Raw genomic sequence first — 15,837 nt, 5'->3', positions numbered from 1 at the left:
GGTTTTCGCACGATGTGCGGGGTCCGCGATTCGCCGACCACGAACCGAAAAGCGAGAACTACCCGAGGAGCTCCTCATGGTTGACACCCACAAGCTGGACGCCCAGCCCCGCACCGAATTCGGCAAGGGCGCCTCGCGCCGGCTGCGCCGCGAAGGCCGTATCCCGGCGGTGATCTACGGCCACGGCATCGACCCGGTGCACCTGTCGCTGCACGGCCACGAGACCCTGCTGGCGCTGCGTACCGCCAACGCCCTGCTCGAGGTCGATGTGGAGGGCAAGACCCAGCTCGCCCTGCCCCGTCAGGTGCAGCGCGACCCGGTCACCAACTTCATCGAGCACGTCGACCTGCTGCTGGTGCGTCGTGGCGAGAAGGTTCAGGTCGAGGTGCCGCTGGTGGTCACCGGCGAAGCCGCCCCGGACACCCTGGTCTCGGTCGACCTGCAGTCGCTGATGGTCGAGGCCCCCGCGGTCGCCATCCCCGACGAACTGACCGTCTCGGTCGAGGGCCTGGAGATCGGTGCGCAGATCTTCGCCCAGGACATCGAGCTGCCCACCGACGTCACCCTGGCCGGCGAGCCCGAGGCGATGGTGCTCAGCGTCAACGCCCCGGTGGTTCAGGACCTCGGCGAAGAGGACGAGGAAGCCGAGGAGACCGAGGAAGCCGCTGCCGAAGAGCCGGCTGCCGAAGACGAAGAGTGAGCTGATCGGCGATGTGGTTGGTGGTCGGGCTGGGTAACCCCGGCCCGACCTATGCCAAGCACCGGCACAATGTCGGTGCCATGACGGTCGTCGAGCTCGCCCGTCGAGCCGGCGGCCGAGCCACCGCACCCAAGGGGATGCGTGCCGAGGTCGTCCAGACCCGCGTCGGGCCCCTGGGTGCGGGCACGGTGGGTGCCGACACCGTCCCCGTCGCGTTGGTGCGCACCCGCACCTATATGAACGAGTCGGGGATCCCGACCGGTGCGTTGGCGAAGTTCCACAAGATCCCGCCCGAGCAGGTGATCGTGATCCATGACGAACTGGACCTCGACCCCGGACGGCTGCGGATCAAACTGGGCGGCGGCGACAACGGTCACAACGGCCTGAAATCGATCCGGGCCCACCTGGGCACCGGTGACTTCCACCGGGTCCGGATGGGCATCGGCCGCCCGCCCGGACGACAGCCCGCGGCCGACTATGTGCTGAGCGATTTCTCCCGCGCCGAGCGCGAACACCTGGGTGCCGACATCGCCCGGGCCGCCGACGCGGTCGAGAGCCTGATCGTGCGCGGACTGACCGCGACCCAGAACGCTTTCAACTCCTGACGAGGATCACCACTGCGGGTTCGGCCCGCCGTAGGGCTGTTGCGAGGGCATCGGGGGCTGCTGTGGCATCGGCTGTTGCTGCGGCATCGGAGCCTGCTGAGGTGCCGGTGGCTGCTGAGGTGCGTGCGGCTGCTGAGGTGCGTGCGGCTGCTGCTGTTGTTGCGGCGGCATCGGACGCTGTTGCGGAGCCGACGGAGGCGGCGGAGGAGGAACATTGCCGCCGACCGGAGCAATCTTGTGCAGGGTGCTCAGCACCGGCAGGGCCTCGGCGCGGTAATGCCGCACCGCCTGCACCAACTCGGCGTGATCGGCCTCGCGCTGGGGAGTCACCTCGCCGCGTCCGAGCCGGGTGCGGATGAAGGCCAACTCGGTCACCGCGTCACTGAACTGCTGCAGCTTGCGGAGATCTCCCGCGGAGCCGTGCTTGGCGGCGAGCTTGCGGCGTTCCCGACGCCGCGGCAGGGTGGCCAGCCAGAGCGCCTCGTGATGGTCGATCAGCCCCTCTTGCACCATTCCCACGAGTTGGTTCCTGACCTGCCGTCCCTCGTTGCGGCGCGACCAGATCGCCAGCCACACCATGCCGGCGAACAACGGCACCAGGATCAGGAAGTAGAGGACGAAGAACCCGAGGCCGTCCATCACTGCGGTCGAGCCGTTCCACAAACCGTGGGCCAGCATCGCCACCGCGAACCCGGCCACGATCAATCCCACCTTGGCGCCCTTGTTGCGCTGGCGCATCGACAGGTAGATGCCGATCGCGGTCATCGAGGTGAACAAGGGGTGGGCGAACACCGCCATCACCATCCGCATCACGAACAGCAGGACGGTCATCGCCAGCGACTCGGAGCCGGCGAAATAGATCATGTCCTCGACCCAGGCGAAGCCCAGGCCGACCATCCCGGCGTAGACCAGACAGTCCACCAGGCTGGTCATCTGCCGGCGGCGCATGCCGGTCATCATCAACAGCAGGAAGGCGCCCTTGGTGAGTTCCTCGAACAGTGGCGCCCCCACCGCCGCCGCCCAGAACTCGTTCGGCCACACGAACATCCCGGTGACGGTGTTCAGGACGAACGACAGTCCACCGGCGATACCGGCACCCCACAGAAAGCCGAAGATCAGCAAGCGGGGCGGCTCGGGCTCCCAGCGATCCAGCCACAGGTAGGCGAACAGGGCCGCGCAGATCATCACGGCCACCGGAACCAGGGCGATCAGGAAGGGTACGGGGCCGGAGAAGACCGCGACACCGAGCAGCCCGACGATCAGCAGGCCGGCGACGATCATCACCGCCAGCGGTGCGCCCACCTTGCGGATCGTCTGCTGCGGGTGGGTGCGGAAGGTCGCCGGCGAGAACGCCTGCTGCTGTGCTGGAGGAAAGTGGCCGGTACTCACCTGCTCAAGGTTAGGCCCAACCGGATCAGGCGCAAGGACTACCCGTGGCGGCAGTCCCCGTCCGGCGTTGCCCCTTCGCCATCTGCAACCCGTACTCGTTCCTGCGCCACGTAGTAAGCCACGCAGGAACGAGTACGAGTTGCATGTGCGGACCTGGGAGGCGGGAACGCCGCCCATCGGGCACCGTGCGCGCGGGAAGGCCATCGATCGCGGACGGCGGACGTACACTTCGAGGGTATGGACCACGACCGAGCGGCCCGGCTGCTGGCGGCCCCACGGGCCCAGCAGTGGGTTCGGTCCGCGCTCGGCGGCGACCTGGCCGGGCGGCAGGTGCGGGTCGAACTCGACCGGGTACATCACCGCCCCGATGCCGACGCCACCGCCGGATTCCATGTCACGGTGACCGGCGGTGGGCCGCAGCGGCGCGAGTACGTGGTCGCCACCACCGCCGAGCTGGCGGGTTCGGGATTCACCGTCGTCGAGCACGAGGGGCTTACCCTGCGGCTGTGGGAACACCCGGCCGACCCCCGGCTGCCCGCACTGGCCGGCGCCTGTGATGTCGGGGTGGTCGGCGACTGGCTGGGTGCGGAGGTGCTCGAGCTGGACTTGATTGCCTACCGTCCGCTGCGCCGGGCGGTGCTGCGTGCGGTCACCGCCGAGGACAAGTACTACATCAAGTTGCTGCTGCCCGAACGAGCCGGCCCGCACATCACCCGGCACCGGGTGATGGCCGAGGCGGGGGTGGCCCCCGAGGTGATCGCCGAGCCCGCTCCCGGCGTGCTGATCGTGGCCGGGGCGGCCGGGGAGCCGCTGGCCGAACGCTTCGCCGCGATCGCCGAAGGCAAACCGGCTCCGGACCCGGCCGACATCGTGCAACTCCTCGACCGCCTGCCCCATGACCTGCTGCGGGTGCCGAAACGGTCCGCCTGGACCGACCGGCTCGACTTCCATGCGGCCGCGGCGGCGGTGGCGTTGCCGGAGGCCGCCGAGGAGATCGAACAATTGGCCGTCGCGATCGACCAGTTGCTGGCCGAACGGCCCCGCGGGCCGGTGGTGCCGGTGCACGGCGACCTCTACGAGGCGAATGTCTTCGTCCGGGAGGTTCCCGGACGGTCCGACCGCTACACCCTGATCGACCTCGACACCGCCGGCCCCGGCCACCGGGTGGACGATCTGGCGTGTGTTCTTGCTCACCTGGCCGTCCTGCCCGACCTGTCGCCGGCCCACTATGCGGGGTTGATCGACACCCTCGAGAACTGGACCAGGCACTTCGCCGCCCAGGTCGATCCCGGGGCGCTGTATGCCCGCGTGGCCGGGGTGATTCTGACCCTGATCGCCGGTGCCGACCGGGCCCACGCCCTGGCCCGGTTGGATCTGGTGCGCAGTTGGTTGCAGCGCGCCCAACTCGCCGAATGATCGACGTGGACACCACCGCCAAAAAGCTTGGTTTCCAAGCCATTTCTTGAAAGAGTTTCGACCATGGGCCGAGCCGATCAAGACCGAACGCCAACCACCACTGAAGATCCGGCGACTCCTGCCGACGGAGGCGGCTTCGCGGCCTACGGACGATGGGTGAGCGGCAAACGCTCCTGGATCTTCCTGCTGATCGCCCTGCTGGTCTCCGGTCTGGTGCTGGCCTGGGGTGCGGAATCCTCGGTGGAGTCGGCCGACAACCTGCCCGACGGTGCGGAATCGGCGCGGGTCACCGAACTGCAGAAGGAATTCCCCGACGCCGGGGAAGCCCCGGTGCTGGCGGTGTTCACCCGCGACGACGGCGAGAAGCTCAGCAAGGAGGACATCGGCGCCGCCACCGAGGCCCACGCCCGGATGCTCGAGGTCGACCGCGGGGTCGACAACGGCGAACCGGACGGCCCGCCGGTGATCCCCGCCCCCGAAGGGGAAGCGGCCGTGTCGCTGATCCCGGTCGACTCCGGGCTGAGCGGTTTCCCACTGTCCGAAACCGTGGCCGATCTGCGTGCCGCCGGGGCGGACGGACTGCCCGATGACCTGACCATGAAGATCACCGGAGGCCCCGCCTTCGGCGCCGACATCGCCAAGGCCTTCGACGGTGCCGACTTCCGACTGCTCGGCGCCACCGCCGTCGTGGTCGCGGTGCTGCTGCTGATCACCTACCGCTCACCGATCCTGTGGCTGGTGCCCCTGGTGGTGGTCGGTGTCGCCGACCGGGTCGCGGCGATCGTCACCACCCGGGCCGGGGAGGCGTTCGGACTCACCCTGGACGCTTCCACCGCCGGCATCACCTCGGTACTGGTGTTCGGTGCCGGCACCAACTACGCCCTGCTGCTGGTCTCGCGTTACCGCGAGGAACTGCGGCGTTTCGACAACCATCGCGACGCGCTGGCCCGGGCCTCCCAGCACGCCGCCCCGGCGATCCTGGCGTCCAACATCACCGTGGTGCTGGCCCTGCTGACCCTGGTGCTGGCCACCCTGCCGAACACCCGGATGCTCGGGATGAGTGCCGCGGTCGGCCTGTTGATCGCCCTGGCCTTCGGCCTGCTGGTACTGCCACCGGCACTGGCCCTGTGCGGTCGGGGACTGTTCTGGCCGTTCATCCCCCGGGTGGGCGACGAGAACAAGGGCGCCACCGGCGGCTGGTACAAGCTCGCCGGGGGAGTGGCGAAGCGTCCCTTCGTGGTGCTGCTGGCCACCACGCCCCTGCTGGTGGTGTTCTGCCTCGGCCTGCTCGGGGTACGGGTCGGCCTGGAGCAGACCGAGCAATTCCGGGTACAGGCCGAATCGGTCGAGGGCTTCGAGACCCTGAGCGAGTACTTCCCGGCCGGCTTGTCGAATCCGACCGTGGTACTGGCCCGCACCGATGCCGCCGAGACGGTGACCCAGGTGCTCAACGACCACGACGGGGTGGTCGAGGCCCAACCCACCGGCGAATCCGACACCGGCTGGTCACGCTGGCAGGTGGTGCTCGATGCCGAGCCCGCCTCCCGGGAGGCCTTCGACGAGGTCTCCGAGCTGCGTACCGAACTCGACCGGGTCGACGGCGCCGACGCGCTGGTCGGCGGACCCGACGCCGAACAACTCGACAGCCGCGATGCGGCAAGCCGTGATCTGATGGTCATCCTGCCGATGATTCTGGCCGTGGTGCTGGGCGTCCTCTTCGTCCTGTTGCGCGCCCTGGTCGCCCCGTTGCTGTTGATCGTGGCCACCACCTTGAGCGCCTTCGCCGCCCTCGGTGCCGGTGCCTGGTTGAGCACCACCGTCTTCGGCTTCCCGGGTCTGGACACCTCGGTACCGCTGTTCGCCTTCCTCTTCCTGATCGCACTCGGCGTGGACTACACGATCTTCCTGGTGATCCGGGCCCGGGAGGAGACGCCCGAACACGGCACCCGCGGCGGCATCGTCCGGGCGGTGGCGCTGACCGGTGGGGTGATCACCTCGGCCGGCATCGTGCTGGCGGCGGTCTTCGCGGTGCTCGGGGTGCTGCCGCTGATCACCCTGACCCAGTTGGGCATCGTGGTGGGCCTGGGCATTCTGCTCGACACCTTCGTGGTGCGCACCATCGTGATCCCGGCGCTGTTCACCATGGTCGGGTCGAAGGTGTGGTGGCCGAACCGGCTGTGGAAGGTGGCCGAACCGGCCGACGGTTTGGGGCAAGGGTCCCCGCGGCAATAGTGTGTCCAGGTGACCCTGCAGGGAATCGTCCAAGCCGTCAAGGCTGATCCGACCGTCGCCGAGGCCTGTGCCGATGCACGCGCCCGCAACATCACCGCACTCGACCTCACCGCCCCCGCCGCGCTGTGGCCGGTGTTGGCCACCGCTCTGGCCGACTGCGGCCGGACGGTGTTGCTGGTCACCGCCACCCAGCGCGAGGCCGAGGACCTCACCAACACCGTCGGGGCCTTCTTCGGGCCCGATCAGGTGGTCGACTACCCGTCCTGGGAGACCCTGCCGCACGAACGGCTGAGCCCCCGCTCCGACACCGTGGGCAAGCGGCTCACGGTGCTGCGCCGGCTGGCCGGCACCGACGAGTTGCCGGCACCGAAGGTGATCGTCGCCCCGGTGCGCAGCATCCTGCAGCCGCAGGTGCAGGGGCTGGCCGATCTGCGTCCGGTCACCGTCCGGGCCGGCGCCGAATACGAACTGGAACAGCTCGCCCGCGATCTGGTCGATGCGGCCTACATCCGGGTCGACCTGGTCGAGCGGCGCGGTGAGTTCGCCGTCCGCGGCGGCATCGTCGACATCTTCCCGCCCACTGCCGAACACCCGGTGCGGGTCGACTTCTTCGGCGACGAGGTCGACGAGATCCGGCCCTTCACCGTTGCCGATCAGCGCTCCGGTGACGAACTCCTCGACGAGATCACCGCCACTCCCTGCCGCGAACTGCTGATCACCGACCAGGTGAAACAGCGCGCCGCCGCCCTGGCCGAGGAGCATCCGCAACTGGCCGACATGCTGGAACGCATTGCCCGCGGGCACGCCGTGGACGGGATGGAAGCCCTCTCGGCGGTGCTGGTGGACGGGATGGAACTGTTCACCGATGTGCTGCCCGACGACGCCCTGGTGATCGTCGGCAACCCCGAACTGGTCTCGACCCGCGCCACCGATCTGGTGCGCACCAGCGAGGAGTTCCGGCAGTCGTCCTGGGCGGGAGCCGCCGCGGGTGGCAATGCCCCGATCGACCTGGCCGAATCGGCCTTCCACGACTTGGCCGACGTACGCCGCTCGGTACTCGACCGGGGTCTGGGCTGGTGGAGTTTCTCCCAGTTCAGCGCCACCCCCGATGAGCCGGACGCCGACGACCGGATCGTCCCCGAAGTACTGCTCGACGAGGGGGCGGTCGAATCCCGCACCATCGACGCGACCGGCATCGACGGTTGGCGGGGCCAGGCCGAGGACGCGATGACCGAGATCGCCGCAACCCTGGCCGACGGCTGGGCGGTGGTGCTGGTGGCCGAGGGCCGCGGTATCGCCGACCGGATGGGCGAGGTGCTCGGCGATCACGATATTGCGACCCGGCGCTGCGATGAGTTGCCCGAGGCCCCCGAACCGGCGATGGCGACCGTGCTGTCCGGGGCCCTGCGGCACGGCTTCCGGTTGCCGCAGGCCAAGCTGGCGGTGTGGACCGCCGCCGAGTTGTCCGGGCAGCGCCACGTCGACCGGTCGTCGCGCAAGATGCCGGCCAAGCGCCGCAATCAGATCAACCCGCTCGAACTGCAACCCGGTGACGCGGTGGTGCACGAGCAGCACGGCGTGGGCCGCTACCTGGAGATGGTGCACCGCCAGGCCGCCGGCACCACCCGCGAATACCTGGTGATCGAATACGCCGCCTCCAAACGCGGCCAACCCCGCGACCGGCTGTTCGTCCCGATGGATCAGCTCGACCTGGTCACCCGTTACGTCGGCGGTGAGGCGCCCACCCTGGACAAGATGGGTGGGGCCGATTGGAACAAGCGCAAGTCGCGGGCCCGCAAGGCCGTCCGCGAGATCGCCGGTGAACTGATCAAGCTCTACGCCGCCCGACAGGCCACCCGCGGGCACGCCTTCGGCCCCGACAGCCCCTGGCAGAGTGAACTCGAGGACGCCTTCAGCTACGCCGAAACCCCCGACCAGCTCGCCGCGATCGACGATGTGAAGGCCGACATGGAACAGGTCGTGCCGATGGACCGGCTGATCTGCGGCGACGTCGGCTACGGCAAGACCGAGATCGCGGTACGGGCCGCCTTCAAGGCCGTGCAGGACGGCAAACAGGTCGCGGTACTGGTGCCGACCACCCTGCTGGTGCAACAGCACGAACAGACCTTCGCCGGACGCTATGCCGGGTTCCCGGTCAATGTCGCGGCGTTGAGCCGGTTCCAGACCGACGCCGAGGCCAAGAAGGTGCTGGACGGGTTGGCCGACGGCACCGTCGATGTGGTGATCGGCACCCACCGGCTGCTCGGCTCGGAGGTACGGTTCAAGGATCTCGGCCTGGTGATCGTGGACGAGGAACAGCGCTTCGGTGTCGAGCACAAGGAACAGCTCAAGCAGATGCGCACCCACGTCGATGTGCTCACCCTGTCGGCCACCCCGATCCCGCGCACCCTGGAGATGGCTGTCACCGGCATCCGGGAGATGTCGACCATCGCCACCCCGCCGGAGGAACGGCATCCGGTGCTGACCTTCGTCGGCGCCTACGACGAGGCCCAGGTGACCGCCGCGATCCGCCGCGAACTGCTGCGCGAGGGTCAGGTCTTCTACATCCACAACCGGGTGCAGTCGATCGACAAGGTGGCGGCCAAGATCCGGGAACTCGTCCCCGAGGCCCGGGTCGCGACCGCACACGGCCAGATGGGTGAGAAACAGCTCGAACAGGTGATGGTCGACTTCTGGGAGCGGCGCGCCGACGTGCTGGTGTGCACCACGATCGTCGAATCCGGCCTGGACATCTCCACCGCCAATACATTGCTGATCGAACGCGCCGACATGATGGGTCTGTCGCAATTGCACCAGTTGCGCGGACGGGTCGGTCGCGGCCGGGAACGGGGTTATGCCTACTTCCTGTACCCGCCCGACAAACCGCTCAGCGAGGCCGCCCACGACCGGCTCGCCACCCTCGCCCAGCACACCGACATCGGCGCCGGTATGGCGATCGCGATGAAGGACCTGGAGATCCGTGGGGCGGGCAACCTGCTCGGTGGGGAACAGTCCGGCCACATCGCCGACGTCGGTTTCGACCTCTACATCCGGCTGGTCGGCGAAGCGGTCACCGAATACCGCAGCGACGGGTCGGAGGCCGAACCCGAACCCGATGTGCGGATCGAACTGCCGATCGACGCCCACCTGCCCACCGACTACGTCGAATCCGAACGCCTGCGCCTCGAGATCTACAAGCGCATCGCCGAGGTGCGCAACGAGGACGACATCGTCGCGATCGTCGAGGAACTCACCGACCGCTACGGCGCTCCGCCCAAGCCGGTGACAGCCCTGTTGGACGTGGCGCGGTTCCGGCTGGTCGCCCGCGAGGCGGGGCTCACCGAGGTGGTCGCACAGGGGTCGAATATCCGCTTCGGGCCGGTCGACCTGCCCGAATCACGCCAACTGCGGTTGAACCGCCTGCACCCGAAGTCGGTGTTGAAGGCCGCGACCCGCACGATGCTGATTCCGCGTCCGATGACCGCCCCGATCGGGGGACGTCCGGTGGTCGATGCGGAACTGTTGGAGTGGTGTTCGACGGTGGTCAGCGACATCATCGCCCCGGCCCTGGTGCCGTCGCGGGCCTAAGGGTCAGTGCGGGTAGCTCATCCCGAAGATCGTCGACCCGGCGATCAGTAGCGCCACACCGGCCATCGCGAACAGGGCCTTGCGGCCCGTCCCGGGGCAGCGGACGGCGCAAACCAGCGCACCGACTCCGCCGATCATGCCCAGGAAGGCGAAGGGCCGGGTGAGCCACACCAGATCGGCTGCACTCCCGGCGGCGGACGCCAGTACGGCTGCGACACCGATCAGGGCCACGATCATGGCCCCGAAACCGATCCGGTCTTGGGTGAATGACTGCAGTGATCTCGTGCTCATGGGACTTCCCCTCCTCGCGGGGTTGCTGGGTCAGCAGATCTGCAGAACTCAGGGGTCGGTTGAGAAGACCCACGAATCAGACTAGGGGCTGAACTCGGCCAGGGATAGCCCCGACCGCAGGCCCGGGCCGGGGTCGATCAGGTGGCCGCGCCGATCAGGTGGCCGGGCCGATCAGCCGGTAGACCGCCTTGCGCAGTTCCTCGACCCACAACACGATCGAGGCCATCCCGATGCAGATCAGCCATTGCTGCCCACTGAGGTCGGTGGTACCGAAGGCGGTCTGCAGGAAGGGCACGTGCACCGCGGCCACCTGCAGCGCCGCACCCAGCAGTACCGCGGCCCACAACCACTTGTTCGAGAACATGTGGCTGAAGGCCGAATGGATCGGTGAGCGGGCGTTGAAGGCGTTGAACAACTGCAACAGCACCATCACGGTGAAGGCGGCGGTGCGGGCGGTGGTGAGGTCCTCGCGGCCGTAGGTGATCAGTCCACCCTCCAGGAACAGATCCATCGTGACCAGCATCAGCACCGCCATCACCAGGCCCAGGAACAGCACGTGGATCCACATCCGGCCCGAGACCACCCGGTCGGTGATCTTGCGCGGTTTGCGGTTCATCACATCGTCCACCGGCGGGTCGATGCCCATCGCCAGGGCTGGCCCGGAGTCGGTGACCAGGTTGATCCACAGAATCTGGGTGGCCAACAGCGGGACGACCACCGCACCCTCGGCGTGTTGGGTCAGCCCCAGCACCCCGGCCAGCACGACGCCGAAGAAGACCGCCATCACCTCGCCCATGTTCGACGACAGCAGATAGCGCAGGAACTTGCGGATGTTGTCGAAGATCATCCGGCCCTGGCGCACCGCGGTGACGATGGTGGCGAAGTTGTCGTCGGCCAGAATCATGTTGCCGGCCTCCTTGGTGACCTCCGCCCCGGTCACCCCCATCGCCACCCCGATGTCGGCGGTCTTCAGCGCCGGGGCGTCGTTCACCCCGTCGCCGGTCATCGCCACCACATTGCCGTCGGCCTGCAGGGCGTCGACGATCTGCAGCTTGTTCTGCGGTGCCACCCGGGCATAGACCGAGGTGCGGCGCACGGTCTCGGTGAGCTCGTGATCGTCCATCGCGTCCAGTTCGACCCCGGTACGGGCCCGGGCCCCCTGCCGGACGATGCCCAGGTCGGTGGCGATCTTGGCCGCGGTCACCGGGTGGTCGCCGGTGATCATCATCACCCGGATGCCGGCCCGGCGGGCGTCGGCGATGGCGGCTTGGGCCTCGGGACGGGGCGGGTCGATGATGCCGACCATGCCGACCCAGATCAGGTCGTGCTCGATGCTGTCGTCCAGGGCCCGGTCGGCCTCCTCGGCCATCCGGTAGGCCACCCCGAGGGTGCGGTAGGCCTGGGACGAGAGATCCTCCACCGTGCCCAGGATCGAGGCCCGCATCGCCTCGTCCAACTCCTCGACCCGGTCGCCGACCCGGTAGTGGGTGCAGTTGCTCAGCAGCACGTCCGGGGCGCCCTTGCTGAGCACCCGGGTGCCCTTGGCTGAGCGGTCGAGCACCGACATCTTCTTGCGTTCGGAGGTGAACGGCACCTGGCCCAGACGGGTGTAGGTGTCGACGATCTCGGTCGACCCGATCAGCTTCTGCGCCGCGACCAGGAAGGCGGCCTCGGTCGGGTCGCCCTGAATCTGCCACTGGCCATCGAGATGGTCGAGCTGGGCGTCATTGGCCAATGACCCGTACGCCAGCACCAGTTGCGCCTCGGTCAGCAGATCGCCGCTGACCTCCTCACCGTCGGGGCCGGTGGCGCGGCCGTTCTCGGGGGAGTAACCGATGCCCGACAGACTCACCGCGCCGGAGGGGGTGCAGATGCGTTGCACCGTCATCTCCGACTTGGTCAGGGTGCCGGTCTTGTCCGAACAGATCACCGAGGCCGAACCGAGAGTCTCCACCGAGGAGAGGTCCTTCACGATCGCCTTGTGGCCGGCCATTCGCTGCACCCCCACGGCCAGCACCACCGACAGGATCGCCGGCAGGCCCTCGGGGACGGCGGCCACCGCCAGCGAGACACCGAGCAGCAGCACCACCACCGCGTCCGAGGCGGTGCGGATGTCGGAGGTCAGGTAGATCGTGACCATCACCACGAAGGCGATCGCGATCACCGCCGCGCCCAGGGTGCGGCCCAGCCCGTTGACCTCCCGGGTGAGCGGGGTCGGCTCGGATTCGGTGCTGTCGAGCATGGCGGCGATCTGCCCCATCTGACTGTGCATCCCGGTGCCGGTGACGATCGCGCGGCCGACCCCCTGGGTGACCGCGGTGCCCTTGAAGACCATGTTCTTGCGGTCGCCCAGCGCGACCCGGCCGGAGAGATCCTCGGGGCTCTTCATCACCGCCTCGGATTCCCCGGTCAACGAGGCCTCGGCGACCCGCAGGGCGGTGGCCTCGAAGAGGCGGGCGTCGGCGCCCACCGCGTCGCCCTCACCGAGCACCAGCACATCGCCGCGCACCAGGTCGCGGGAGGCGATCTGGTGTTGCTGCCCGTCGCGCAGCACCGTGGCGGTGACCTCGGTCATGCCGCGCAGGGCGGCCACCGCATCGGCGGCCCGGTTCTCCTGGACGAAGCCGAGCACCGCATTGGCCAGCAAAATCGTGGTGATCACCACCGCGTCCACCGGCACACCCCGGGCGCCCTCGATCACCCAGGCGAGCACCGAGATCACCACCGCGGCCAGCAGCAGATAAATCAGCGCGTCCTTGAACTGGGCGAGGAACCGTCGCCAGGCCGGCACCGGTGGGGTGGAACGCAACTCGTTGGGTCCGTCGGCCTCCAAACGCCGCCGGGCCTCGGCCGCGTCCAGCCCCCGTTCGGGGTCGACGCCGAGATCGTCGGCGATCCGGCGCACCGTGCGGGTGTGGGGTTCGGCCACCTCGAGGCTGCTCATGCTCCTCATTATTGACCCGGGCCGATATCGATCCCGGTCGGGTTGGTCCGGTGGCTCGGGGTCGGCGTAAGATGCGGTGGCGTTGGAATCGATGAAGGGGCTGTGATGGCGGGTCGAGTTGCACGATGGTTGGTCGGTGCCGCGGTGGTCGCGATGGTGGCCACGGGCTGTGCCCAGGCCCCCGATAATTTCGCGGTGGTCAACGGCGAGACGATCAGCATCCGCGAGGTGCGCTCCGAAACCGAGGCCCTCAACGAGGAGCTCGCCAAGGTCGGCATGGAGCCGACCGAGGTGCGCGACTACGGCAACGTCCAGATCCTGAAGGTGATCGGCACCGACCTGGCCGAGGAACGCAACCTCAGCTTCACCGGCGCACAGAGGGACCAGTTGATCAAGGAGCGCGGCGCCGAGCAGTTGGCCACGGCCGGTCCGGCCGCGAAGCGCTACACCAACGACATCGCTTTCCTGCAACTGTTGCTCGCCGAGGTAGGGGAGCAGGAGTTCGCCCGTGCCGGTGAGGAAGCCGACGTGGTGCTGAACCCGCGCTTCGGCAGTTGGGGCCCGGGACTGCAGCCGGGCGGTAGCCCACTGTTCCAGCAGGCCCCGCCGCAGCCGCCCGCCAACACCCAGTGACCGACCGGGGGCAGCAGCCCGTCCCGGAGCTGCCCGAGGTGCGCCGTTTCGCGCACGTGATGAGTCGGCTGCGGGCCGAATGCCCCTGGGATGCCGAACAGACCCACCGTTCGCTGGTGCCCTATCTGATCGAGGAAACCTGCGAGGTCGTCGACGCGATCGAGGACGGTGATGCGGCCGACCTGCGCGAAGAACTCGGCGACCTGCTGCTGCAGGTGTTCTTCCACGCCACCATCGCAGCCGAAACCGAGACCTTCGATCTGGACGAGGTGGCCGCCGGTGTCGCCGACAAACTCGTCGGCCGACACCCCTGGGTGTTCGCCGGTGCCGACACCCCCGACGACCTGATGGGCTCATGGGAGGAACGCAAACGCGCCGAGAAGGCCCGCACCTCCGCCCTGGACGGGATCGCCCACCGGATGTCGGCGATGGCCCGCGCCGGCAAGGTCGTCTCGCGCGCCCGCGCGCACCGGGTCGAGGTGTCGTTGCCCACCGAACCGGTCACTGCCGAGGACTTCGGACGGGAGGTGCTCGACCTGGTCGCCCGCGCCCAACACAGCGGGGTCGATCCGGAACAAGCCCTGCGCGATGTACTGCGGGGGTTGGAGGCCGAGGTGCGTCGGGTTGAGGGGGCCGAAGGTGAGGGGTCCGGGGCGGCCCGCTGAGCGGCGGCGTTAGGGTGAGGTCATGGCGTGCAAGCGCCGTAACGAACCCCCATGAAAGGCACCAACGTGGCAACCATCGAATTCGTTGACGCTCGTGAGATTCTCGACTCCCGCGGCAACCCGACCGTCGAGGTCCAGGTCGTCCTGGATGACGGCTCGGAGGGTACTGCCGCCGTCCCGTCCGGTGCATCGACCGGAGCCTTCGAAGCGGTCGAACTGCGCGACGGTGACTCGTCGCGCTACGACGGCAAGGGCGTGACCAAGGCCGTGGAGCACGTGATCGAAGACCTCGGCAACGAGGTGCTCGGTTTCGAGGCCAGCGAGCAGCGCCTGCTCGACCAGGCGATGATCGATCTGGACGGCACCGACAACAAGGGCAAGTTCGGCGCCAATGCGATTCTGGGTGTTTCGCTGGCCGTGGCCCACGCCGCCGCCGATTCGGCCGGCCTGCCGCTGTACCGCTACGTGGGCGGCCCGAACGCGCACGTCCTGCCGGTGCCGATGATGAACATCCTCAACGGGGGTGCCCACGCCGACTCCGACGTCGACGTGCAGGAGTTCATGATCGCCCCGATCGGTGCGGCCAGCTTCCGCGAGGCCCTCGCCAACGGTGCGGCCGTGTACCACACCCTGAAGAAGGTGCTCAAGAAGAAGGGGCTGTCGACCGGCCTGGGTGATGAGGGTGGCTTCGCCCCCAACCTGCCCGCCAACGTCGCCGCCCTGGAGCTGATCGCCGAGGCCATCGAGCAGGCCGGGCTGAAGCTCGGCACCGATGTGGTGCTCGCCCTCGACGTCGCCAGCACCGAGTTCTACGCCGACGGTGTCTACACCTTCGAGGGCGCGAAGAAGTCGGCCGACGAGATGGTCGCGATCTACTCCGACTGGATGTCGAAGTTCCCGATCGTGTCCATCGAGGACCCGTTGGCCGAGGACGACTGGGACGGCTGGGCCAAGATGAACGCCGAGGTCGGTGGCAAGGTGCAGTTGGTCGGTGACGACCTGTTCGTCACCAACGTGACCCGCCTGCAGCGCGGCATCGACGAGAAGGCCGCCAACTCGCTGCTGGTGAAGGTGAACCAGATCGGCACCCTCACCGAGACCCTGGACGCGGTCGACCTGGCCCACCGTCACGGCTTCTCGGCGATGATGAGCCACCGCTCCGGTGAGACCGAGGACACCACCATCGCCGACCTGGCCGTGGCCACCAACTGCGGTCAGATCAAGACCGGCGCCCCGGCCCGTACCGACCGGGTGGCCAAGTACAACCAGTTGCTGCGCATCGAGGAGGACCTGGACGACGCGGCGGTCTACGCCGGTCGCGGCGCGTTCCCCCGCTACCAGGGCTGATGCCGACGTACCCTGGAGTACGTGACT

Annotated in this window: 11 protein-coding genes; 8 read left to right on the top strand and 3 right to left on the bottom strand. The window is 68.5% G+C overall.

The genetic code is table 11. The annotated features are described in order from the left end of the window. Positions 1–76: 76 nt before the first annotated feature. Both ACR4XW_RS04445 and pth read left to right on the top strand, forming a co-directional pair. Positions 77–700: a 50S ribosomal protein L25/general stress protein Ctc gene (locus tag ACR4XW_RS04445; protein ID WP_434759295.1), complete on the top strand. Its 624-nt coding sequence runs from the start codon at positions 77–79 to the stop codon at positions 698–700. A gap of 11 nt (positions 701–711) precedes the next feature. Further along, positions 712–1,305: an aminoacyl-tRNA hydrolase gene (gene pth, locus ACR4XW_RS04440; protein ID WP_434759294.1), complete on the top strand. Its 594-nt coding sequence runs from the start codon at positions 712–714 to the stop codon at positions 1,303–1,305. Positions 1,306–1,311: 6 nt separating this feature from the next. On the opposite strand, the gene ACR4XW_RS04435 is transcribed toward pth, so the two are convergent. Then, positions 1,312–2,694, bottom strand: coding sequence for a PrsW family intramembrane metalloprotease (locus ACR4XW_RS04435; RefSeq protein WP_434759293.1), 1,383 nt, complete (start codon positions 2,692–2,694; stop codon positions 1,312–1,314). A gap of 237 nt (positions 2,695–2,931) precedes the next feature. On the opposite strand from ACR4XW_RS04435, the gene ACR4XW_RS04430 reads away from it, so the two are divergent. The 3 genes from ACR4XW_RS04430 to mfd all read left to right on the top strand — a co-directional run bounded on the left by ACR4XW_RS04430 (position 2,932) and on the right by mfd (position 9,930). After that, positions 2,932–4,110, top strand: coding sequence for a phosphotransferase (locus tag ACR4XW_RS04430; protein ID WP_434759292.1), 1,179 nt, complete (start codon positions 2,932–2,934; stop codon positions 4,108–4,110). Positions 4,111–4,266: 156 nt separating this feature from the next. After that, positions 4,267–6,342, top strand: coding sequence for an MMPL family transporter (locus ACR4XW_RS04425; protein WP_434759291.1), 2,076 nt, complete (start codon positions 4,267–4,269; stop codon positions 6,340–6,342). A gap of 9 nt (positions 6,343–6,351) precedes the next feature. Continuing rightward, positions 6,352–9,930, top strand: a complete 3,579-nt coding sequence (gene mfd, locus ACR4XW_RS04420; protein WP_434759290.1) for a transcription-repair coupling factor — start codon at positions 6,352–6,354, stop codon at positions 9,928–9,930. 3 nt (positions 9,931–9,933) lie between these two features. Here the strand turns inward: mfd and ACR4XW_RS04415 are convergent, their stop codons facing one another. Together ACR4XW_RS04415 and ACR4XW_RS04410 are read right to left on the bottom strand one after the other, a co-directional pair. Then, positions 9,934–10,221, bottom strand: a complete 288-nt coding sequence (locus ACR4XW_RS04415) for a hypothetical protein (protein ID WP_434759289.1) — start codon at positions 10,219–10,221, stop codon at positions 9,934–9,936. Between the two features lie 154 nt (positions 10,222–10,375). Then, the gene (locus ACR4XW_RS04410) at positions 10,376–13,165 is read right to left on the bottom strand and encodes a cation-translocating P-type ATPase (protein WP_434759288.1); all 2,790 of its coding nucleotides are present in this window, start codon (positions 13,163–13,165) and stop codon (positions 10,376–10,378) included. Positions 13,166–13,270: 105 nt separating this feature from the next. On the opposite strand from ACR4XW_RS04410, the gene ACR4XW_RS04405 reads away from it, so the two are divergent. The 3 genes from ACR4XW_RS04405 to eno all read left to right on the top strand — a co-directional run bounded on the left by ACR4XW_RS04405 (position 13,271) and on the right by eno (position 15,810). Beyond that, entirely contained in the window at positions 13,271–13,798 is a 528-nt protein-coding gene (locus ACR4XW_RS04405; protein WP_434759287.1) for a hypothetical protein, read from the top strand. Between the two features lie 29 nt (positions 13,799–13,827). Further along, positions 13,828–14,463 (top strand): nucleoside triphosphate pyrophosphohydrolase, encoded by a 636-nt coding sequence (locus tag ACR4XW_RS04400; RefSeq protein ID WP_434759406.1) that lies wholly within the window; start codon positions 13,828–13,830, stop codon positions 14,461–14,463. Between the two features lie 66 nt (positions 14,464–14,529). Next, positions 14,530–15,810 (top strand): phosphopyruvate hydratase, encoded by a 1,281-nt coding sequence (gene eno, locus ACR4XW_RS04395; protein WP_434759405.1) that lies wholly within the window; start codon positions 14,530–14,532, stop codon positions 15,808–15,810. Positions 15,811–15,837 lie beyond the last annotated feature (27 nt).

This window comes from Pseudenemella bisphenolivorans (genome assembly GCF_051133435.1).
Classification (GTDB): Bacteria; Actinomycetota; Actinomycetes; order Propionibacteriales; family Propionibacteriaceae; genus JAAYAO01.
Note: the sequence above shows the minus strand (reverse complement) of the source record. Positions and strands in the feature narration are given on the sequence as shown.